The sequence below is a fragment of the Bradyrhizobium sp. SZCCHNR2028 genome (genome assembly GCF_032380995.1).
Taxonomy (GTDB): Bacteria; Pseudomonadota; Alphaproteobacteria; order Rhizobiales; family Xanthobacteraceae; genus Bradyrhizobium.
In genome coordinates this window covers 286,585-308,178 of record NZ_JAUHJF010000002.1, presented here as the reverse complement: position 1 = coordinate 308,178, position 21,594 = coordinate 286,585, and the positions used below count along the sequence as shown (strand labels likewise).

Below are 21,594 nucleotides of genomic sequence, written 5' to 3'. Positions count from 1 at the left end.
AGGACAATCGTGGCTCGGAACAAAGGTTCCGGGCGCGCGGGCCGCTAAAAATTCGCGATTGGCCGGAACAAACGCCCATGGAGGCTGGAGCGGCGTCCGTCTGCCCCGATTTAGGGCTGTAAAACGCCCCCGCCGGCCCCATATAGCCGTCAATCCCTGCTATGAGGGCTCCTTCCTGCAGACCTCGTGATGCCGTCGTATGATGCCATCAGAGGGACGAGACTGATTCGCTGATGACCGAGCCCAACCGCGTGAGCCCTTTTCCTGCGCCCGACCACCAGCCCGTCGCCGGCGGCATTGCCGCGCGCGCCCGCGCCGCCGCGACCGGTGGGGCGCGCTATCTGGCGGGCCTCAATCCGGAGCAGCGCGAAGCGGTCGAGACGCTCGATGGTCCCGTGCTGGTGCTCGCCGGCGCAGGCACCGGCAAGACCCGGGTGCTGACCACGCGCATCGCGCATATCCTGAGCCAGGGGCGCGCACGGCCGAGTGAGATTTTGTCGGTGACCTTCACCAACAAGGCCGCGCGCGAGATGAAGACGCGGCTTGCCGAGATGCTGGGACAGGCGGTCGAGGGCATGCCGTGGCTCGGCACTTTCCACTCGATCTCCGGCCGCATCCTGCGCAGCCATGCCGAGCTGGTACAGCTCAAGTCCAATTTCACCGTGCTCGACGTCGACGACCAGATCCGCCTGCTCAAGCAGTTGCTGCAGGCCGAGAACGTCGACGACAAGCGCTGGCCGGCGCGCATGCTGGCCGGGCTGATCGACGGCTGGAAGAACCGCGGCCTGGCGCCATCCCAGGTGCCCTCGGGCGAGGCCGCCGTGTTCGCCAACGGCAAGGGCGGCAAGCTCTATGCGAGCTATCAGGAACGGCTGAAGATCCTCAACGCCGCCGATTTCGGCGACCTGCTGCTGGAGAGCATCCGGCTGTTCCGCGAGAACCCGGACGTACTGCGGCAGTACCAGAGCCGGTTCAAGTTCATCCTGGTCGATGAGTATCAGGACACCAACGTCGCGCAATATCTGTGGCTGCGCCTGCTGTCGCAGGCGCCGTCGTCCCCTGGTTCGTCATTGCCGGGCTCGACCCGGCAATCCATCGCGTCTTCGGAAGAAGATGGATCACCGGGTCACGACGCTGCGCGTCGGCCCGGTGATGACGAGACGGGTGTTGCTGCGCCCAGCCCCGCGTCTCCTCCCAAAAACATTTGCTGCGTCGGCGACGACGATCAGTCGATCTATGGCTGGCGCGGCGCCGAGGTCGACAACATCCTGCGCTTCGAGCACGACTTCCCCGGCGCCAAGGTCATTCGCCTGGAGCGCAACTACCGCTCCACGGGGCACATCCTCGCCGCCGCCTCGCACCTGATCACGCACAACGAAGGCCGGCTCGGCAAGACCTTGCACACCGAGGACGTCGAGGGCGAGAAGGTCACCGTCACTGGCGCCTGGGATTCCGAGGAGGAAGCGCGCGGCATCGGCGAGGAGATCGAGGAGCTGCAGCGCCGGGGCGAGCATCTCAACGATATCGCGATCCTGGTGCGCGCCTCCTACCAGATGCGCGAGTTCGAGGACCGCTTCGTCACGCTCGGCCTGCCCTACCGCGTCATCGGCGGCCCGCGCTTCTACGAGCGCGCCGAGATCCGCGATGCGCTGGCTTACTTGCGTGTCATCAACTCGCCGGCCGACGATCTCGCCTTCGAGCGCATCGTCAATGTGCCCAAGCGCGGGCTCGGTGACGCCACCGTGCAGATGCTGCACGACCACGCGCGCAAGCGCCGCATCCCGCTGTTCGAGGCGGCGCGCGCGGTGGTCGAGACCGACGAGCTGAAACCGAAGGCACGCGGCTCGCTGCGCGGGCTGATCCTGCAGTTCGAGCGCTGGCGCGCCCAGCGCGAGGTCACGTCGCACACCGAGCTCGCCGAGATCGTGCTCGACGAGAGCGGCTACACCGAGATGTGGCAGAAGGACCGCTCGGCCGATGCGGCCGGGCGGCTGGACAACCTCAAGGAGCTCGTCCGCTCGATGGAGGAGTTCGAGAACCTGCACGGCTTCCTCGAGCACATCTCGCTGGTGATGGACCGCGAGGGCGCCGCCGACGAGGAAGCGGTGTCGCTGATGACCTTGCACTCGGCCAAGGGGCTGGAGTTCGACAACGTGTTCCTGCCGGGCTGGGAGGAAGGTCTATTCCCGAGCCAGCGCACGCTCGACGAGCAGGGCCGCGCCGGGCTGGAAGAGGAGCGCCGCCTCGCCCATGTCGGCCTGACCCGCGCGCGGCGTCGGGCAAAAATCTATTTCGCCACCAACCGCCGCATCCACGGCACCTGGACCACCACGATCCCGTCCCGCTTTCTCGACGAACTGCCCGCGGCGAGCGTCGAGATCACCGAATCGAAGGGGGGCTCGGGCTGGGGCGGCGCTGGGGGCTACGGCCCGTCACGCTTCGATAATGTCGAGTCGTTCGGATCGAGCTATTCCACGCCGGGCTGGCAGCGCGCGCAGGCACGTCGGCCGGGCGCGGCACGCGGTTCGTCGGAGGGCGGCTTCAAGGAAGAGCCATCGCCGTTCTCAGGCCGTGATCCGTTCGGCGGTCATTTCGGCCGCGGCAAGCGCGGACCGATGACCATCGAGGGCGAGCTGGTGGCGAAATCCACCGGCACGACGTCGGAATTCACGCTCGACGACCGCGTCTTCCATCAGAAGTTCGGCTATGGCCGCGTCGTCAAGATCGACGGCAACAAGCTGACCATCGCCTTCGACAAGGCCGGCGAGAAGCACGTCGTCGACAGCTTCGTCCAGCGGGCGTGATCTGGCGCGACGGCCGCGCCGCCGGGCGGCCGTTGCCGCGCGTCGCAATCGAGCTTCACACTTCGCCGTTGTTTGGCCTTGACCATGGCAGCGTGCATCGTATGAGATGCAATCATGGTCCGAGGATACATTCTGTTGAGTGTTGCGGTCGCGCTGTGTGTGCCCTCGCTGGCGGCGGCGCAGACGATGAGCTTTGGCGACTCCGCGGGGCTGATCGCGTCCAGTTGCGGCGCTGACATCACCGCCAATTGCCGCGGCGTCAACCTCGACTCCAACCGCCTCAAGGAATGCCTCTCGCGCAACCAGGACGTGGTCTCCGCGCAGTGCAAGGCAACCTATTTCAAGGCGTTCGAGGCGATCCAGAAGCGCATCGCCGCGCGGGTCACGGTCGCCAATGCCTGCCAGCGCGAGATCGTCAAGCTGTGCGGCGGCTCCACGAAGGAGACCAGCAAATCAATCCCGTGCCTGATGACGACCAACGGTGTGAGCGCGCGGTGTCAGCAGGCGATGGGCGAAGCGGGGTATCGCTGATGCGGCGGGCAGCGAGATCACTGCTGTCAGGGCTGATCGCGGCTTCGCTGGCGGCCGCGAGCGCGCCCGTATGGTCGCAGGAGGTGAGTCGCGAGGACATCGTGCGCCAGCTCGTCCGCTTCGAAACCGCGCCCGCGCTGGATCTGCCGGCGCTGAAGCAGCAGACCCAGGAGCGCTCCAGGATGCGCGGGCGCAACGAGCCACCGCCGCAGAAGCGTCCGCCGATCGCGCCGGAGCTGATGAATCTGCCGGCCTTGAACGTCGACATCCAATTCGACGTGGACACGCCGATCGTGCGTCCGGAATCATACCAAGCCGTCGGGCGGATCGCCGATGCGATGGTGTATTCCGACCTCCTGCCCTACACGTTCCTGATCGTCGGCCATGTCGAAGCCAACGGCAAGCGTGAGTCGAATGTCATCCTGAGCCAGCGCCGCGCCGACGCGATCCGCGACATCCTGGCGAATACCTTCAAGATCTCGGTCAAGCGGCTGCAATCGATCGGACTTGGCGAGGAGCAGTTGCTTGACCCGTCCAAGCCGACCGCCGCCGTCAATCAGCAGATCCAGATCATTCCGATCGCAAAAACCGTCGAAGAGGCCGCAGCGCCACCTCCGCCCCCTGCTCCGGCGACGCCCAGCAGGCAGGGCCCCCGCAAGCATCGCAATTGATGCAATTGGGCCCTGCGCGGAGGCCATGAACCCGGAGCGCTGCCGGTGCGACTGTTGTTTCAGCAGGTTGCCGGTGCGCTCTCCGGCCGGCGCGAATGGAACCCGTTTTCAAGTCGGCGCTCTGCCCGGCGATGCGGCCGGGCCGCGATTGCCGGGTTTGTCGATGCAGCCGCTTGATGGTATAGCCCCCTTTTTGCGGCCGTCGATTGAGCGGCGGTCGATCTCATTGACGAGCGAGCCAGCCATGAACGCCATGTTCCGACGCCAGATGGTCGACTACGTCGAATATCATCGCGATCCGCGCAACGGCCTAATGCATGTGTTCGGGATCATCCTGTTGTTCCTGGGCGCCGTGCTGCCCCTGAGCTTGTGGCATTTCGACGCGCTCGGCATCCGGATCGGCCTCGGCGCCGTGCTGGCGCTGCCCGTCCTGCTCTACTGGCTGCTGCTCGATGCCGCACTCGGGGCCGGCATCCTCGCCTTCGCCGTGCTGTTCCTTGCTGCGGCCATGATGATCGCCGATCACGTCCATGGTGTCGCCTTCTGGGCGCTGTTTGCCGCGCTCATCATCTTCGGCTTCGTCTCGCAGGCCGTGGGCCACAAGGTGTTCGAGCGCAACAATCCATCTCTGCTGGATCATCCGGCGCATCTCTTTCTCGGTCCGATGTTCGTGATGGCGAAATTGTACATGGCGTTGGGTCTGCGGCCTTCGGTGGCCGACCTCATCGCGCCGAACTGGTCGCCGGATCGGCTCGCATCGGACCGGCTTCAAGGCGATCAGCACTCGCGTCCCTAAATGAAAGTCCTCGTCACCGGCGGCAGCGGTTTCATCGGCCATCACCTCGTCTCTGCGCTGACGACGCGGGGCGCCGAGGTGCGTGTGCTCGACATTCGCTGCCCCAGCCACATGATCGCTGACGTCGAGTACATCGAAGGCTCGGTGCTCGATGCGGGCCTGGTGAAGCAGGCGGTCGCCGGCGCGGATCAGGTCTATCATCTGGCCGGACTGCCCGGCATGTGGATGCCGGACCGCGAGGACTTCTTTCGCGTCAACTGCGTCGGCACCGAGACCGTGCTGGCGGCGGCGCGTGCCGGCCGGGTGCGCCGGTTCCTGCACTGCTCGACGGAATCGATCCTGTTCGACTATCCGGGCTCGACCGGCGCCGCCTCGGCGCCGACCGCACCTCCGGCCGACGCGATGCCGGGCGCCTATACGCGCTCGAAGGCGCTCGCCGAGGCTCGCGCCATGGCAGCCGCCGCGGACGGCTTCCCCGTCGTCGTGGGCACGCCGACGATGCCGATCGGCCCGCATGACAGCAACCTGACACCACCGTCGCAGATGCTGCGCCTCTTCCTGGACAGCCGGCTCCAGCTCTACCTCGACTTCATCGTCAACCTGGTCGACGTCCGCGACGTCGCGGCGGGCCTGATCCTGGCGATGGAGCGCGGCAGGGTCGGCGGCCGCTACGTGTTCGGCGGCGAGAGCCTGCGCCTCAGCCGCATCCTCGATCTGATGGCGGCGATCAGCGGCCGCAAGCATGTCGCGGTCGCCGTGCCCGGCCGGCTGGCCGAGCTGTCGGCGGGCATGCTCGAGTTCGTTTCCGATCACCTCACCAAGCGCTGCCCGTCCGGCACCGCCGAGGGGGTGCGGATCGCCCGCGCGGCCTCGGATCTGTCGATCGACAGGGCCAAGCGCGAGCTCGGCTACGCCCCGCGCCCGATCGAGCCGAGCTTGCGCGAGACGATCGCCTTTCTGCTCGATTCCGAGCCGCGAAGGCGGCCCGACGACAAACAACACCCTTTTCGCACCGCGGCCGAATAGCTAAGAGCAGCCGGTCCCAGGTCTCACAACGGTTCCAAGACATGTCCGGCGATGCCAGCCCCATCTCGTCGTTTGCGTTCAGCGGATGGACCACCACTTGGCCCACCTCGCTGCTCGCCATCATCTGGCTGATCTGGCTCGCGAGCTGGGTCGGCGCCTCGTTCTGGTCGGGGCAGACCCGCAAGCATGTGACGGTGATCAAGACCAGCCGCTATCACGCGCTGATCGTGCTCGGCGGCATCCTGTTCACGCCGTGGACCTCGCGCCTGCTCGGCGAGAAGCCGTTCTGGAATCCCGGCGAGACCGGCGTCTACCTGCTGACCGTCGTGACCCTAGCCGGCATCGCCTTCACCTGGTGGGCGCGCATCCATCTCGGCCGCTTCTGGTCCAACGCGATCACCCACAAGGAAGGCCACAAGGTGATCGATACCGGCCCCTACGGCATGGTCCGTCACCCCATCTATACCGGGCTGATCCTCGGCATGATCGCCACCGGCGTCGCGGTGGGCACGGTGACCGCCGTGCTCGGCGCCGTCCTGATCTCGCTCGGGATGGCCTGGAAGGCGAAGATGGAAGAGGTCTTCCTCGCTCAGGAGCTCGGGCCGGATTACGTCACCTACCGGCAGCGCGTGCCGATGATCATTCCGTTCCTGCCGCCGGGCTGAAGCGCTCAGCGCCTGACTTGGGCTTCTGACGGTAGCTGCGGCGGCTGGCTTGCCACCTGCGGCAGCAGATGGCGCGGCAGGATTATGCGCTGGCCGGGGACCAGCGGCTGGGCGGCGAGGCCGCGATTGGACTGCTGCAGAGCCCAGAGCGGAACGCGATAATTGGTGGCGATCTGGTCCAGGGTCTCGCCCGGCCGCACCGCCAGTGCAGTGCCGCTGTCCCACAACTCCACGGAGGCTTTCGGCGGCACCAAGTAGCGCAGCGGCACCGGGTCGGCCTCGGCAGTGGCCGAGGTCTGCGACAATTGGCTGATCATGGTGACCAATTGGGCGTGCACATCCTCCATCTTGTCGATGTTGATGTGCGTAACCTCGTCATGATCCTTCATGTCGAAGCTCGCATAATGACCGCGAAAACCGGGCTCGGGCTTGACGTCGCCGCCGCCGAGAATGTTGTCGGACAGGAACAGGTTGATGAAGCGCTGCACGTTGGGCGGCACGCTCTTGGTCGCATGCGCCGGATCGACGGTGACGACGAGGGCAACCGGGATGTTCTGCTCCTGCAGCGTGATCGCGATGCGGACGCTGCACAGCCCGCCCATCGAATGGCCGATCAGCACGATCGGGCCCGGCTCCTGGCGGTAGTTCTTGGCCACCTGGAGCGCGATCAGGTCGCACAGCGTGAATTCATAGACACTGGCCCGGTAGCCGGCCTGCTCGATCTTTTCGGCCAGACGGTCCATCCCGGTCGAGAACAGCGGCCCGAGCGCGCCGCGGAACAGGTACACCCGCGGCGGCGGCAGCGGCTGGCTGATCTCGGGCGGCGCGGGGGGTGCGGCGCGGATCGCCGCGGGGGTTGCTGCCGGGGATGCCTTGGCAGATCTGGTCGGCGCGGGGGCGGAAGCAGCGCCGGGCTGGGCGGCCTGCGAGATGCTCGGGGCGGCAAGTCCGGCGAGGAGAGGTGTGGTGACGAGAATCGCGAGCAATCTCCTGCCGGCAGCCGCCTTGGCTGGGCCGAGCCACCGCCTCGCGATTCGCGCCACGCTGGTCATTCGCGCTCCCGGGAAAGCTCTCAAGCTCAGATCAAGCAGGGTCATCTCCCCCCCTGCCATACCGCTTGTCGCCGCCGAATGGGAGCATTTTGGGGCGCGCGCCCGGTGGCGCGGCCGCCTATTACCGGTAACCGGTGACGTTGGCAGCCCGCTGCGGGGCGGCCATGCGGGTCGGCGGCGCCGCCGCCGGGCGGCCCCGACCGCCGAACACCACGCCGTCGATGGCACCGATCACCTTCTGCTGCATGATCTGGTTCTTTTCGATCGTGACGTGGCCGACACCGGGAACCGACTGAACGTCGACATTCTCGAGCTTGCCGCGGAAGCCGTCGTCGCGGCGGACCGGCTCACCGGCGCCGCTGGCGATGTAGAAATTGATGTAGCGCTCGGCGTTGCCGCCAACGAGCTTGGTCTTGAACACCGAGTCGAGCCCGATCGCGAGCTTCACGGGCACGCCGAGCTGGCCGAGCTTGTTGATCATGTCAGGCAGCGCCGTCGCGCCCGAGGAATGGCCCACCAGGATGATGGTCTTGATCCGGCCGGCGCGATAGGCGGCCGCCGCCTCGTCGGCGAGCGACGACCACGACACGAAATTGGCGACCGTGTTCGGAATGCCCTGCGAATCCAGCTTGGCGGCGATGTCGTCCAGCCCGAGCGAGAAGATGTTGAGCACGCCGCGCAGCAGATAGACATGCGTGCTGCTGGCGGCACTCGCGGCCGCCGGGCTCGGCGCCGCCCGCACCGATCCGGTGCCGAGCGGCAGAGCCAGCGCAACGGCCAGCGCCACCATGCCAAACCAGCGCGCCGAGAGGCTGCGCTTGCAGGTGGGTCGAACGGTGCTGGCGCGTGGCGTCATCGGTCCTTCTCCGCGGCGGAAATGTCGAGACGGCGCGACCGTACCCAAGATGCTCGCGGACGCAACATCGTCGGACATTGCGGTGCGCGTTCCTCCCCCAGACGTGGCTGCGCAGCAACACTCACCGGCGTCGGCCACGGAAAAGCCCAACAAGCGACACGATCGAGAGCGGCGCGCGCGATTGCGGTAACGCACCGCCGTTCCTATCTGAGCGCTTCGCCCGCGCCTGCGCCCCCTCCTTCGCGCAGCTCCCTGCCCTTTTCGAATCCCTCGGATCGAATTCCCTCGTGATGCCTCCCGTCATTTCCGTTACCGGCCTGTCGAAGACCTATTCCTCGGGCTTCACCTCACTCAACAATGTCGATCTCGCGATCGAGCGGGGCGAGATCTTCGCGCTGCTCGGGCCCAACGGCGCCGGCAAGACGACGCTGATCAGCATCATCTGCGGCATCGTCAATGCGTCTACGGGCAAGGTCGCGGTCGGCGGCCACGACATCAACCGCGACTATCGCGCCGCGCGGGCGCTGATCGGGCTGGTGCCGCAGGAGCTGCACACCGATTCGTTCGAGACCGTATGGGCCACGGTCAGCTTCAGCCGGGGACTGTTCGGCAAGCCCAACAACCCCGCCCTGATCGAGAAGATCCTCAAGGACCTCTCGCTCTGGGACAAGAAGGACGCCAAGATCATCACGCTGTCCGGCGGGATGAAGCGCCGCGTGATGATCGCCAAGGCGCTGTCGCATGAGCCGCAGGTGCTGTTCCTGGACGAGCCGACCGCCGGCGTCGACGTCGAGCTGCGCAAGGGCATGTGGGACGTCGTGCGCGAGCTCAAGGCCGCCGGCGTCACCATCATTCTCACCACGCACTACATCGAGGAAGCCGAGGAAATGGCCGATCGCGTCGGCGTCATCAACAAGGGCGAGATCGTCCTGGTCGAGGACAAGGCCAAGCTGATGGCAAAGCTCGGCCGGAAGCGGCTGAGCCTGCATCTGCAGCACCGGATCGAAGCCGTCCCCGAGGCGCTCGCGCCCTATGATCTCGCGCTGTCGGACGACGGCTGGCGGCTCGCCTATGACTACGATACCAAAGGCGAGCGCACCGGCATCACCAGCCTGCTCGGCGATCTCAGGACCGCCGGCATCCGCTTCGTCGATCTCGAGACCAAGCAATCATCCCTGGAAGACATCTTCGTGAGCCTGGTGCGGCAATGAATTTTCGCGCGGTCGCCGCAATCTACAAGTTCGAAATGGCACGCACCTGGCGCACGCTGCTGCAGAGCATCGTGTCGCCCGTCGTGTCGACCTCGCTCTACTTCGTCGTGTTCGGCGCCGCGATCGGCTCGCGCATCAGCCAGGTCGAGGGCGTCAGCTACGGCACCTTCATCGTGCCCGGCCTCGTGATGCTGTCGGTGCTGACCCAGAGCATCTCCAACGCCTCGTTCGGGATCTACTTCCCGAAATTCATCGGCACGATCTACGAGATCCTCTCGGCGCCGATCTCGCATTTCGAGATCGTGCTCGGCTATGTCGGCGCGGCCGCGACGAAATCCATCATTCTCGGGCTGATCATCCTCGCCACCGCCGGCCTGTTCGTGCCGCTGCACATCCAGCACCCGGTGTGGATGCTGGCGTTCCTGGTGCTGACGGCCGTGACCTTCAGCCTGTTCGGGTTCATCATCGGCATCTGGGCCGACGGCTTCGAGAAGCTGCAGATGGTCCCGATGCTGGTGGTGACGCCGCTGACCTTCCTCGGCGGCAGCTTCTACTCGGTGAACATGCTGCCGCCGACATGGCATTCGATCGCGCTGCTCAACCCGGTGGTCTACCTGATCTCCGGCTTTCGCTGGAGCTTCTACGAGATCGCCGACGTCAGGGTGGAAATCAGCGTCGGCGTGACGCTGCTGTTCCTGGCGATCTGCATGGCGATCATCTGGTGGATCTTCAAGACCGGATACCGGCTCAAGCATTGAGCCGGCATCGGGGGCGGCGTTCCAGCTCAGCGGTAGCAGTGGAAGCGGCCGTAGCCATCGCGGTATCCCCGGCAGTGATAGTGCCGGTGGTAATAGGAGCGGTGTGGAATGCCGAGCACGCCCTCGACGGCGCCCACGGCTCCGCCGACACCCGCACCGACCGCGCCTCCGACGACGCCGCCGACCGGGCCGGCGATGCGGTTGCCTTCGTGGGCCCCTTCATGGGCGCCACGGATGATGCCCTGGGCATGGGCGAATTGCGGCAGCGCCAGCCAGGCCAGCGCCAGGATGACCAGCGCGAGCGCGGCGAGCAGATATGTCAGCTTCTGCGGCGCGCGATCGTCGAGCACCGCCGTCTTGGCCTTCATCGTCAGCATTTTGAATCCTGGAAACCGCATGGAGGAATCCTTGAAACGCGGATGCGGCCAAAAAGTTGCGCGGTCGTGACGAATTGGACCGATTAGAGAGGTCCTAAGCGCCGGAATGAAAGGCCATCCGCGGGTCGCGAAAATGTCAGCGCCGATGAACGCGGGGAGCCTTTGTCCGGTCCCTGCCCGCCATTAAGGTTGAGGGTGCCCTCGGCTGGAACAAAGCCCGCAATTCCGACATAGTGCAGACCGAGGCGATGACCTGGGCGTTGTCGAAGTCCCGTTTGAGGTCTCTCCACAGTCGAGGGCCCTGGAGGCCAGAGGTTAGATGCGTACCATCCTTTTTGCAGTTGCCGGCTTCGCCTTTCTGTCGGCCACGCCAGCTCTGGCCAAGATCGACATCACCGTCGACAAGAACAACCAGATCATGACGGTCGCCGTCGATGGCGTCGAGCGCTACCGGTGGCCGGTCTCGACCGGCATTCCCTCGCGCGAAACGCCCAATGGCTCGTTCCGCGCCTTCCGCATGGAAGCCGATCATTTTTCCAAGGAGTTCGACGACGCGCCGATGCCGCACTCGATCTTCTTCACCAAGGTCGGCCACGCCATTCACGGCACCGATTCAGAGGGCCGGCTCGGCACCCCCGCGTCTCACGGCTGCGTCCGGCTGTCGAAGGCGAATGCCACGACGCTCTACGACCTGGTGCAAAAGGACGGCGTGCTCAACACCACGGTGACCCTGACCGGCTCGGCCGAGGTGGCGCTGGCGCGCAATCCACGCCGCGGCACCGCTGTTGCCCGCCGCGACGTGCCGCAGCAGTATGACGACAGTGGCGAGCCGGTCGTGCTGACGCCGCAGCCACAGATGCTGCCGGGACGCCAGGTCGTTCCGCAGCAGCGGCCCGATGACGGCTACATCTATCCCGCCGACGGCAGCGACAACGGCGTGCGCTATCCGGCGCCGCGCGGCACGGCCCGGCGCGTCTACGACGCGCAGGCCTATCCGCAGCAGCAGCAGTACGATTACCAAAACAGCAATCCGAGCTACGCGCAGCCGCGCTATTACCAGCCGCGCTCTTATTATCAGCCGCGCGGCTACTACACCTATCAGGACTGATCGCGCATTGATCCTCGCGGCCGGGCGCTGTTACGCAGCGCATCGGCGCCTCCTCACTCGGCGTTGACCCGCTCGAGCGAGGCGGACGCGCGATCGGCGCTGGCCTGCCCACGGGCCGTCGGCATGCGCGTGCGCCGCTGCACGAAATACTGATCGGCCAGCACGCCGATCAGGATCACCGTGCCCATCACGGCGAAATTGAGCGAGCTCGGGATGCCCAGCAGATTGACTAGGTTCTGCAGCATCTGCAGTAGGATCGTGCCGAGCACGACGCCGATGACCGAGCCCTCGCCGCCGCGCAGCGAACAGCCCCCGAGCACCGCCGCGGCAATCGCATAGAGCTCGTAGAACGAGCCGTGCACCGCCGGCGAGATCGAGCGGGTGTACATCGCGAGCAGGACCGCGGCCAGCGCTGTCAGCCCGCCGCAGATCACATAGGCCGCGATCGTGACCCGATCGGACCGGATGCCGGAGTAGCGCGCCGCCTCCTCGTTCTTGCCGACCGCGTAGAAATAACGGCCGTACACCGAGCGGTGCAGCACCAGCCAGGCGATGCCGGCCACGATGACGAGCGCCACGACGCTATGCGGCAGCGGAAAGCCGAGGACATCGGTGCGGCCGGCGGCCAGCCATTCCAGCGCCGGGAAGCTTGCGCCATAGCCGAAGCCGGCGGTGGCATCCTCGGTGTAGTAGCGCGCCGCGCCGCGGTAGATCAGCAGCCCGCACAGGGTCACCACGAAGGGCTGGATGCGCATCTTGGTGACCAGCGTGCCATGGACCAAGCCGATGGCGATGCCGCCGGCGAGGATGAGGAACAAGGCGGCGATCCAGTCGACGTCCCGGTTGACGATGAGGTCGATGAACAGCACGCCGAGCAACGCGATCACCGAGCCGACGGCGAGCTCGATGCCGCCGACGATGATGACGAAGGCCTCCGCGATCGAGAAAATGCCGAACATGCCGACCTGGTTGGCGGTATTGGAGAGGTTGCCGACCAGCAGGAAGCGCGGGTTGATGAAGGCCACGACGGCGCCGACCACCAGGATCAGGATCAGCAGGCTGAGATCTTTCTTCTGCACGGGCGCCCTCGCTCAGACGGTATGGCCGACGGCGAGCTGAAGCACGTTGTGCTCGCTGAACTCGTTGCGGGCCAGGAAGCCCGAAATCATGCCTTCATGCATCACTGCGATCCGGTCGCTCACCCCGATCACCTCCTCCATGTCACTCGAGATCATCAGGATCGCGACGCCGGAATCCGCCAGACGCCGCAGCATGTCGTAGATCTCCTGTTTGGCGCCGACATCGATGCCCCGGGTCGGCTCGTCGAAGATCAGGACCTTTGGCCGCATCGACAGCCATTTGGCGAGCACGACCTTCTGCTGGTTGCCGCCGGACAAGGTGCCGACCGAGACCTTAACGTCGGACGCCCGGATCTTGAGCCGTTCGCGCTGCCGATCGGCATTCTCGGTCTCACGCCTGATGTCGACAAGTCCAAAGCTGAGATAGGAGGCGAGATCCGGCAGCGAGATGTTCTCGGCGATCGACAGGTCGAGCAGCAGGCCGCAAGCCTTGCGGTCTTCCGGAATGAGATAGATGCCGCGATCGATCGCCGCGCGCGGCGTCGAGATGCGGATCGGCTCGCCCTCCAGGCTCATGCCCCCGGCCAGCAGCGGCTCGACGCCGAAGATGCCGCGCGCGAGCTCGGTGCGGCCGGAGCCGACGAGACCTGCAAGCCCGAGGATCTCGCCGCGCCGGAGCTGCAGGCTGACGGACTGGTTGGGATAGGTCGCGGTCACGGCCTCCACCACGTCGAGCACGGCTTCGCCGGGCGGCGCGGCCGGCGGCACGTAGAGCGACCGCAGGTCCCGGCCGATCATCAGCCGGATCATCGCGGCAGGACTGAGCTCGTCTCGCGTCAGCGCGCCGACCATGCGGCCGTCGCGCAGCACGATGGCGCGATCGGCGCATTGCATGACTTCGTTCAGGCGATGCGTGATGAAGATGACGCTGACCCCGTCCGCCTTCAGGCCGGCGATGACCTGCATCAGCCGCTCGGTTTCCGACAGCGTCAGGCTGGAGGTCGGCTCGTCCATGATGACGCAGCGCGCGTCGAGCGACAAAGCCTTGATGATCTCGACCAGCTGGCGCTGCGCCAAGGACAGCTCGGCGAGCGGCGTATCCGGCTCGAAATCAGCGGCGAGGCGCGCGATCAGCGGACGCACCTTGGCCCGCAGCGTCTTGCGGTCGATCAGCCGCAGCGGGCCGCCATAGACCGGCTCGCGGCCGATGAAGACGTTGCCTGCGACATCGAGATTGTCGAACAGGTTCAGCTCCTGGTGGACGAAGGCGATGCCGGACGCGATCGCGTCCGCCACCGTGTAGCTGGTCCGCGCCACGCCATCGATCCGGATCGTGCCGCTGCTCGGCTCCACCACGCCGCCGAGCACGCGCATCAAGGTCGACTTGCCGGCGCCGTTCTCGCCGACCAGGGCGATCACCTCGCCGGGCGCGACCGACAGGCTGGCGTGGTCGAGCGCGACCACGCCAGGATAGGTCTTGCCGATGTCGATCAGCTCAAGGAAGGGCTCGCGCACGCCGGCCGTCGCGTCACTTCTTCAGCATCTGCTTCATCTGCGCCATGAAGTCGTCGACGTTGGACTTCTCGATCACCTTGCCGGGCACGATGATGATGCCGTTGGCCGGAACGCCGGACTTGTCGCCCTGCACGACCTTCGCCATCAGCTTCATGCCCTGATAGCCCCACTCGAACGGCTGCTGCACCACCGTGCCCTCGATCGCGCCGTCCTTCACGCCGCCGAGCGTGATCGGATCCTCGTCGAAGCCGATGACCTTGATCTTGCCGAGCTTGCCGGCCTCCTTCAGCACCTCGTAGATACGCGGCGTGTTGTAGGAATAGAAGCCGACCAGACAACTGACGTCCGGCATCGCCGCCAGGATGTCCTCGACATTGCGCTTGGCCCGGGTCTGGTCGATCTCGTCGCCGCGTACGTCGACCAGCTCGACCTTCGATCCCTTGATGGTCGCCTTCACGCCTTCGATGCGCTCGCGGGCGTTGTCAGCCCCGAGCAGGCCGACGAAACCGACGCACTTGCCGCCATTCGGCAGCGCCTTCAGCATCAGCTTGCCGGCATCCTTGCCGAGCTCGGTATTGGAGGAGCCGATATAGGCGATGCGCTTCGATTGCGGAGCGTCGCTGTCGGTGGTGAAGAGCACCGTCTGTGCGGCAATCTTGTTGAGGTGCTCAGTCTGGTTCTTCGGATCGACGGCGCTCACCATGATTCCGGCAGCCCCGGCCGCGACGAGGTCATCCAGCATCCGCTGCTGCACGGCGGCTGCCGCCTGCTCGGGATATTTGAGCTGCAGGTTGTAGTTGGGCAGCTCGCCTTGCGCCTTCTTGACGCCAGCTTCGGCGATCTTCCAGAAGTCGGACGCGCCGTTGACGACGAAGGCGAGGACCTTCTTGTCCGCGGCTCCCGCGGAGCCGAGACCGAGCGCCATCGACAACAAGGCAGACGCACCGGCAATCCAAAGACGCTTCATTGAACCCCTCCCATGTGAAGCCGGCCTGCTTTGATGCGGCCGGCATTTTGTAGTCGAACGATATCTAGTCGCGAACAATCATCTCTCGTCCGAACCGCTGGCTCCGCCCGGACGAACAGCACCTCGATCTGGACAGCGTCCGCGCGATCGTTCGCTCAGGGCGAGACGACCAGACCGGTCCCTCACCGCTCAGTTTGCGATCCAGCTCGACTGCGCGTGCGTGCCCCAACCCACCCATTCGAAGACGCGCAAAGTACCGACTTCAAATGAGGGGCGCACCTCAAGGTAGCATGGTCATGACGGGCACGCAACAGAGGCCCACGCAGAAAGCGCGTAACCACTGCGTTTTGCGATGCGGTACAGCAAAGTCGGCGATCAGACGGTCGAGAAATAGATGCGGCAATGCAACCGAGGCCCGCCAATGACGAGGCGCGCACCTCTTTGGGCGCAGACGCCATCATCACGGCGATCCGGGCCCGGCGACGTCGAACGGCGGCAGTGCCCTGTTACTCGCCGTCGCGCAGCCGCCGATACACTGCGCCGAGAATGTTCGAGTAATCGTCGGTCCAGACCCGCTCGCCGTCGGTCGGCTCGGTTTCGGTCCACTTGTCCGAGGAGGCCAGCGTGCCGACGTCGGCGTCCTCGCGCGCGCTGATGACGACGTCGGTGGAGAAGATGTACTCGTCGTCGCGGCCGGAGTCCTCGTTGTAGACCCAGCTCTTCAGGTCGTTGGCGTCGGCGATGCCGACGACAACGCTCTCCAGCTCCAGATGCCGATTGGAGACGTGCATCACGACGGCACCCTGCGGCGCCAGCTTCGCCTTGTAGATCGCCATCGCCTCCTCCGTCGCCAGATGGATCGGAATCGCATCCGAGGAATAGGCATCGACGATGATGAGATCGTAGGTGCCGTCCGGCTCCTTGGCAAAGGTCAGCCTGGCATCGCCGATGACGGGCTTGAAGTCCGGCGCGCAGTTCCTGATGTAGCTGAAATATTTCGGGTCGCTGGCGGTATCGACCATGGTCTGGTCGATCTCGAAGAATTTCCAGCTCTCGCCAGGCTCGGCTGCGCATGTGAGTGTGCCGGCGCCGACACCGATGACGGCGACCTTGAGCGGCGCGCCCTTGCGCTCCCGGATCGCGGTGATGGCGCGGCCGATGCCGCCGTCCTTGTGATAGTAGGTGATCGGCTCGGGCCGCCCCGTCACCTTGGAGCCGTCGGCGTTGAGATATTTCTGCGCGCCGTGGATGGTCGTGCCATGCATCAGCACGTGATAGTGCCCGTCCGAGGTCACCACGATCTTGTGCACGCCGAAGAAGCTGCGCACCGTCTCGACGCGGCCGTCATCGGCCGGATAGGCGCGGATCAGGACGAGCGCGAGCGCGGCCGTCGCGAACACCTTCCAGCGGCCACCGTTCAGCAGCAGAGCGAGCAGCACGGCGAGCACGCCCACGGCGCCCGCGACATAGACGCGGTGGTCCTCGAGATAGGTCGTGAGCTTGCCGGTCATTCCGGCGGGCACCAGCAGCGCGAGGGCAATGACCGCGAGCAGGAGCCAGTACCAGCGCGTGATCCGTGGCAAGCGCTCATTGGCCGCCGGCCGGCACAGCGCCGCGAGCGCCAGCAGGATCGGATATTCGGCGACCCAAGAAAAGGTGAAGGGGGCGATCAGGCCGGCGAACAGGCCGCCGACCATGCCGCCGAACGACAGCGCGACATAGAAGCCGGTGAGATACTTGGCAGGCGGGCGCGTGCGCGCGAGCTCGCCATGGCAGGCCATGGCGATGATGAAGAAGCAGAGCTGATGGCCGCCGAGCGTGAGCGCAAGATTCTGCTCGCCGCCGAAGGCGAGCAGGACGACGACGCCGGCGATCGCAAGCGGCTGCAGCGCCAGCATCCATTTGTGCGGCAGCAGCGGCCGCGACTGGAACACCAGCACCCAGGTCAACAGATAGAGCGACAGCGGCAGCACCCACAGCAAGGGCGCGGCCGCGACGTCGGTGGAGATATGCGCCGTCACCGCAATCAGCAGGCCGGAGGGCACCGCGGCCAGGAAGATCCAGCGCAGACGCAGCAGCCAGCGTGGCGCCGGGGCATTGCTGTCCCCGGTGTGCAGCAGGCTCGTGACGATCACCGGCGACCGCAGCAGCAGGACGCCGCAGCCGGCTATCAGCGCGATCAGGAGGCCATAGCCGCCGGTCCAGATCAGGTTCTGCACGCGCAGGCTGAAGATCGGCTCGATCAGCAGAGGATAGGACAACAGCGCCAGGAAGCTGCCGATGTTCGACGATGCATAGAGGAAATACGGGTCGGGCGCGGCCGGATGACCTGAGCGCACGAACCACGCCTGCAGCAGCGGATTGTTGGCAGCGAGCGCGAAGAACGGCAGGCCGATCGACACGGTGAACAGGCCGAGCAGCCAAAGCCCGTAACCGGAGCTGGGCGGGTCACCCCAGCTGCTCGCGATCGACAGCGGCAACGTCAGGATGGCGAAACCGAGCAGCAGCAGATGAATCGCGATCGGGAGCACCCGGCTGGGCAGCTGGGTGAGAAAATGCGCATAGGCATAACCCGCGAGCAGCAAGGTCTGGAAGAACACCATTGCCACCGACCACACCGCCGGCGAGCCGCCGAGCCGCGGCAGCACCATCTTGGTGAACAGCGGCTGCACCGAGAACAGCAGCAGCGCGCTGACGAAAATTGCGGCGGTATAGACGACGAGCACCAGCCGGTTGCGTGCGGCAGAGGGCTGAGCGACGGCGGCGGGCGAGGCGATTGAGGTCATGACGACTCCGGCAGCGGCGCGGCCGGCATCAGATGCCAAGACCGGACCGCGATGAGCAGACGAGACATAGCGGATCGCAGGGCGGTATGGCGAGGAGCTGAGGCAAAATGGAGTTTCCCTTGACGTCGCAGCCGTCCGGCGCGACAGCACCAGCCGAGGTTCCCGGTGCGGGTCATTAAACAGGGCTTTTTGAAGCTGACATGAATGAAACCGAGGTCATCATCATCGGTGCCGGCCATAATGGCCTGACCTGTGCGGCCTACCTCGCGATGGCAGGCCTGCGCGTGCATGTGGTCGAGCGCCGCAAGGTGGTCGGCGGCGCCGCGGTCACCGAGGAGTTTCATCCGGGCTTCCGCAACTCCGTCGCGTCCTACACGGTGAGCCTGCTCAATCCGCGCGTCATCTCCGACCTGAAGCTGCACGAGCACGGGCTGGAGATCGTGGAGCGCCGGGCGCAGAACTTCCTGCCCTCGCCCGACGGCCGCTATCTGCTGACGGGCGAGGGTCGCACGCTGGCTTCGGTTGCGCGACTGAGCGAGCGGGACGCCGACGCGATCGGCCCGTTCTCGGCACGGCTCGAGGCCATCGCGGACGTGCTGCGCAGCCTCGTGCTGCGGGCGCCGCCGAACCTGGTCGCCCAGTTCGGGCTGTCGGCGATCCGCGAGGCCTTCAACGCGCTCGGCACCGCCAACACCCTGCGCGCGCTGTCGCTGGAGCAGCAGCGCGACCTGCTCGACCTTTTCACGCGCTCGGCCGGCGAGATGCTTGACGAGATCTTCGAGACCGACCTGGTGAAGGCGCTGTTCGGCTTCGATGCCATCGTCGGCAACTATGCCAGCCCCTACGCCGCCGGCTCGGCCTATGTGATGCTGCATCACGCCTTCGGCGAGGTGAACGGCAAGAAGGGCGTCTGGGGCCATGCGATCGGCGGCATGGGGGCGATCACGCAGGCGATGGCCGGGTACCTGAAGGAGCTGGGAACGCTGGTCGAGGTCGAGGCCGGCGTGCGCGAGGTGATCGTCGAGCGCGACCGCGCGGTCGGTGTCGTGCTCGAGGATGGCCGCACCATCCGCGCCCGCCATGTCGTCGCCAACGTGAACCCGAAGCTGCTCTATACGCGCCTGGTGCCGGCCGGCGCCGTGCCCGCGCCGTTCCTGAGCCGCATCAGGAACTGGCGGTGCGGTTCGGGCACGTTCCGCATGAACGTGGCGCTCGACCGGCTGCCCTCGTTCAGCGCGCTGCCGGGCGACGGCGACCATCTGTCCGCCGGGATCATCCTCGGCCCGAGCCTCGGTTACATGGACCAGGCCTATCTCGACGCGCGGGCGCATGGCTGGAGCCGCGATCCCGTGGTCGAGCTGCTGATTCCCTCCACCCTCGACCCGACGCTGGCGCCCGCGGGCCAGCACGTCGCCAGCCTGTTCTGCCAGCATGTCGCGCCCGAGCTGCCGGACGGCCGTTCCTGGGACAATCATCGCGACGAGGTCGCCGACCTCATGATCGCGACCGTGGACCGTTATGCACCGGGCTTTGCGGCCAGCGTGCTCGGCCGGCAGGTGCTGTCGCCGCTCGACCTCGAGCGCCAGTTCGGGCTGATCGGGGGCGACATCTTCCACGGCGCGCTGACCCTGAACCAGTTGTTCTCGGCCCGCCCCATGCTCGGTCACGCCGATTATCGCTCGCCGCTGAAAGGGCTCTACCATTGCGGCTCGGGCAGCCACCCCGGCGGCGGCGTCACCGGCGCCCCCGGCCACAATGCGGCCCAGGCGATCCTGTCCGACCATCGCGCCCTGTTCGGCTGAGGATAAGGGGTGGAAAGGCGGGTGAGCGTCCTTGTGGACAAGCTGTGGACGCGCAGTGGATGAACGATCCAATAAGCAGTGCACGGCCGTGTGGGTATGCTGTGGACCTGCTTTCGAGATTCCCCCACCCCAAAAGCAGAAAAACCGGGCGCTGAGGCCCGGTTCTTCGAGAACGCCGTGTCAGGCGGATTACTTCAGCGACGTGTTGATCGACTCGAACTTGCTGCTGAGCGAGCTGCCCAGGCCGTTGACTGCGGCAATGATGGCCAGCGAGATGCCGGCTGCGATCAGGCCGTATTCGATGGCGGTGGCGCCAGATTCATCACGCAAGAACTTCAGCAGAGTGGTCTTCATCTGAACCTCGTTTCCCAACCCAGGAACCGAGGATCATCCGGTTCCCATGACGAGAAAATTAGGCGGCCAGAACCTAAAGTTGAGATAAGGCGCTCTGTTCAAGTTGCAGAGATTCTTTGCGGGAATTGAATCACAACTTTTACGTCGCCCCGCCAGCGGCAAGATACAACCGTTGAATGTTCCAACCTGGCAGATTTCCGGTCCTATCGCTTGCGTTGGCAGACAAATCCCTTAACCACGCCGTCAAATCTCGCCAGGATCCACCTTGATGACCTCAACGACCACGCCCGCCACCCACAAGGCCAGCTTCACCGTTGCCGATGAAGCGACCGCGCGCCCGGCCGTCGACGTCCTGACCGAGGTGTTCTTCGAAGGTGATGCCGCGGTCGCGGCCTTCGAGCGGCCGGACGGCCGCTGGGACGTGACGGTTCATTTCGCCGATCCGCCGGATCAGACGCTGGTGCGGGAGCTCGTCGGCGGGGCGGCGGGCTCCGACGTAGCCCAGACCCTGGCATTCGAAGTCGTCGAGGCCAAGGACTGGGTCAAGGCCAGCCTGGACGACCTCGTCCCGGTGCCGGCCGGCCGCTTCATGGTCCATGGCAGCCATGACCGGCAGCGGGTGCCCGGCAACAAGCTCGGGATCGAGATCGAGGCGGCGCTCGCCTTCGGCACCGGTCACCACGGCACCACGCGCGGCTGCCTGCTGCTGCTCGATCACGTGCTCAAGACCCGCGCGCCGCGACGGGTGCTCGACCTCGGCACCGGCACCGGCGTGCTCGCGATTGCCGCCGCCAAGGCGACGCACCGGTCCGTGCTGGCGAGCGACATCGATGCGCCCTCGGTCATGGTGGCGCGGGAGAACGCCCGGCTCAACGGCGCAGGCCCCCTGGTCCGGGTCATCCGTGCTACCGGCTTCGCCGCCGCGGACTTTGCCCGGTGCGGCCCTTTCGACCTGGTGCTGGCGAATATCCTGGCCAACCCGCTGCGCCAGCTGGCCGCGCCGATGCAGCGCCACCTCGCGCCCGGGGCCTTCGTGATCCTGTCGGGCCTGTTGACCCCGCAGGCACGCGCCGTCTGCGCCGCCTATCGTGCCCGCGGCCTGGTTCCGGTCCGGCATTTGAGAATCGAGGGGTGGAGCAGCCTGTTGCTGCAAAAGCAGCAGTGAGGCGGATCAGCTCATGGCATGGATCGAACCTGCACGCTGGGTGCGGCAAGCTCGCGATTACGTCTTCGGCT

19 protein-coding genes are annotated in these 21,594 nt (G+C 66.0%); 11 read left to right on the top strand and 8 right to left on the bottom strand.

Going from position 1 to position 21,594, the window contains the following annotated elements:
• Window positions 1-233: 233 nt before the first annotated feature.
• From QX121_RS04535 to QX121_RS04510, 6 genes are all read left to right on the top strand, one after another.
• Complete coding sequence (locus tag QX121_RS04535; RefSeq protein WP_315811286.1) at window positions 234-2,804, top strand: ATP-dependent helicase; 2,571 nt, start codon at window positions 234-236, stop codon at window positions 2,802-2,804.
• A gap of 114 nt (window positions 2,805-2,918) precedes the next feature.
• A complete protein-coding gene (locus QX121_RS04530; RefSeq protein WP_315736821.1) occupies window positions 2,919-3,335 on the top strand; it encodes a hypothetical protein in 417 nt (138 codons plus the stop codon).
• Window positions 3,335-4,006, top strand: coding sequence for an OmpA family protein (locus QX121_RS04525; RefSeq protein WP_315811285.1), 672 nt, complete (start codon window positions 3,335-3,337; stop codon window positions 4,004-4,006). The genes QX121_RS04530 and QX121_RS04525 overlap by 1 nt, the downstream gene beginning before the upstream one ends.
• Before the next feature lie 244 nt (window positions 4,007-4,250).
• Entirely contained in the window at window positions 4,251-4,802 is a 552-nt protein-coding gene (locus QX121_RS04520) for an Mpo1-like protein (protein ID WP_315778758.1), read from the top strand.
• Window positions 4,803-5,828: an NAD-dependent epimerase/dehydratase family protein gene (locus QX121_RS04515; protein WP_315736817.1), complete on the top strand. Its 1,026-nt coding sequence runs from the start codon at window positions 4,803-4,805 to the stop codon at window positions 5,826-5,828.
• A 41-nt stretch (window positions 5,829-5,869) separates the two neighbouring features.
• Entirely contained in the window at window positions 5,870-6,493 is a 624-nt protein-coding gene (locus QX121_RS04510; RefSeq protein ID WP_315811284.1) for an isoprenylcysteine carboxylmethyltransferase family protein, read from the top strand.
• Window positions 6,494-6,498: 5 nt separating this feature from the next.
• Here QX121_RS04510 and QX121_RS04505 read toward each other — a convergent pair whose 3' ends face one another.
• On the bottom strand, window positions 6,499-7,545 hold the full coding sequence (locus tag QX121_RS04505) for an alpha/beta fold hydrolase (RefSeq protein WP_315811283.1): 1,047 nt from the start codon (window positions 7,543-7,545) through the stop codon (window positions 6,499-6,501).
• Window positions 7,546-7,666: 121 nt separating this feature from the next.
• Window positions 7,667-8,401, bottom strand: a complete 735-nt coding sequence (locus QX121_RS04500; RefSeq protein ID WP_315811282.1) for a hypothetical protein — start codon at window positions 8,399-8,401, stop codon at window positions 7,667-7,669.
• Window positions 8,402-8,691: 290 nt separating this feature from the next.
• On the opposite strand from QX121_RS04500, the gene QX121_RS04495 reads away from it, so the two are divergent.
• Both QX121_RS04495 and QX121_RS04490 read left to right on the top strand, forming a co-directional pair.
• Window positions 8,692-9,612: an ABC transporter ATP-binding protein gene (locus QX121_RS04495; RefSeq protein WP_315755102.1), complete on the top strand. Its 921-nt coding sequence runs from the start codon at window positions 8,692-8,694 to the stop codon at window positions 9,610-9,612.
• Window positions 9,609-10,370, top strand: coding sequence for an ABC transporter permease (locus QX121_RS04490; protein ID WP_315736810.1), 762 nt, complete (start codon window positions 9,609-9,611; stop codon window positions 10,368-10,370). Before QX121_RS04495 ends, QX121_RS04490 begins: the two co-directional genes overlap by 4 nt.
• 26 nt (window positions 10,371-10,396) lie before the next feature.
• On the opposite strand, the gene QX121_RS04485 is transcribed toward QX121_RS04490, so the two are convergent.
• Complete coding sequence (locus QX121_RS04485) at window positions 10,397-10,747, bottom strand: hypothetical protein (protein WP_315736808.1); 351 nt, start codon at window positions 10,745-10,747, stop codon at window positions 10,397-10,399.
• A 319-nt stretch (window positions 10,748-11,066) separates the two neighbouring features.
• Here QX121_RS04485 and QX121_RS04480 point away from each other — a divergent pair, with 319 nt between their 5' ends.
• Window positions 11,067-11,855 carry a L,D-transpeptidase gene (locus QX121_RS04480; protein ID WP_315811281.1) on the top strand — a complete coding sequence of 263 codons (789 nt, stop codon included), beginning with the start codon at window positions 11,067-11,069 and terminating at the stop codon, window positions 11,853-11,855.
• A 53-nt stretch (window positions 11,856-11,908) separates the two neighbouring features.
• On the opposite strand, the gene QX121_RS04475 is transcribed toward QX121_RS04480, so the two are convergent.
• The 4 genes from QX121_RS04475 to QX121_RS04460 form a co-directional block, all read right to left on the bottom strand.
• Window positions 11,909-12,934 carry an ABC transporter permease gene (locus QX121_RS04475; protein WP_315755099.1) on the bottom strand — a complete coding sequence of 342 codons (1,026 nt, stop codon included), beginning with the start codon at window positions 12,932-12,934 and terminating at the stop codon, window positions 11,909-11,911.
• Window positions 12,935-12,946: 12 nt separating this feature from the next.
• On the bottom strand, window positions 12,947-14,449 hold the full coding sequence (locus QX121_RS04470; RefSeq protein ID WP_315811280.1) for a sugar ABC transporter ATP-binding protein: 1,503 nt from the start codon (window positions 14,447-14,449) through the stop codon (window positions 12,947-12,949).
• A gap of 13 nt (window positions 14,450-14,462) precedes the next feature.
• Window positions 14,463-15,416: a sugar-binding protein gene (locus QX121_RS04465; protein WP_316178606.1), complete on the bottom strand. Its 954-nt coding sequence runs from the start codon at window positions 15,414-15,416 to the stop codon at window positions 14,463-14,465.
• Window positions 15,417-15,922: 506 nt separating this feature from the next.
• Complete coding sequence (locus tag QX121_RS04460; RefSeq protein ID WP_315811279.1) at window positions 15,923-18,202, bottom strand: fused MFS/spermidine synthase; 2,280 nt, start codon at window positions 18,200-18,202, stop codon at window positions 15,923-15,925.
• 200 nt (window positions 18,203-18,402) lie between these two features.
• Between QX121_RS04460 and QX121_RS04455 the strand changes: the two genes are divergently transcribed.
• Complete coding sequence (locus tag QX121_RS04455) at window positions 18,403-20,004, top strand: NAD(P)/FAD-dependent oxidoreductase (protein ID WP_315811278.1); 1,602 nt, start codon at window positions 18,403-18,405, stop codon at window positions 20,002-20,004.
• A 189-nt stretch (window positions 20,005-20,193) separates the two neighbouring features.
• Here the strand turns inward: QX121_RS04455 and QX121_RS04450 are convergent, their stop codons facing one another.
• The gene (locus tag QX121_RS04450) at window positions 20,194-20,358 is read right to left on the bottom strand and encodes a Flp family type IVb pilin (RefSeq protein WP_315736801.1); all 165 of its coding nucleotides are present in this window, start codon (window positions 20,356-20,358) and stop codon (window positions 20,194-20,196) included.
• A 268-nt stretch (window positions 20,359-20,626) separates the two neighbouring features.
• Between QX121_RS04450 and QX121_RS04445 the strand changes: the two genes are divergently transcribed.
• Window positions 20,627-21,523, top strand: a complete 897-nt coding sequence (locus QX121_RS04445) for a 50S ribosomal protein L11 methyltransferase (RefSeq protein ID WP_315736799.1) — start codon at window positions 20,627-20,629, stop codon at window positions 21,521-21,523.
• The last annotated feature ends 71 nt before the right edge of the window (window positions 21,524-21,594 follow it).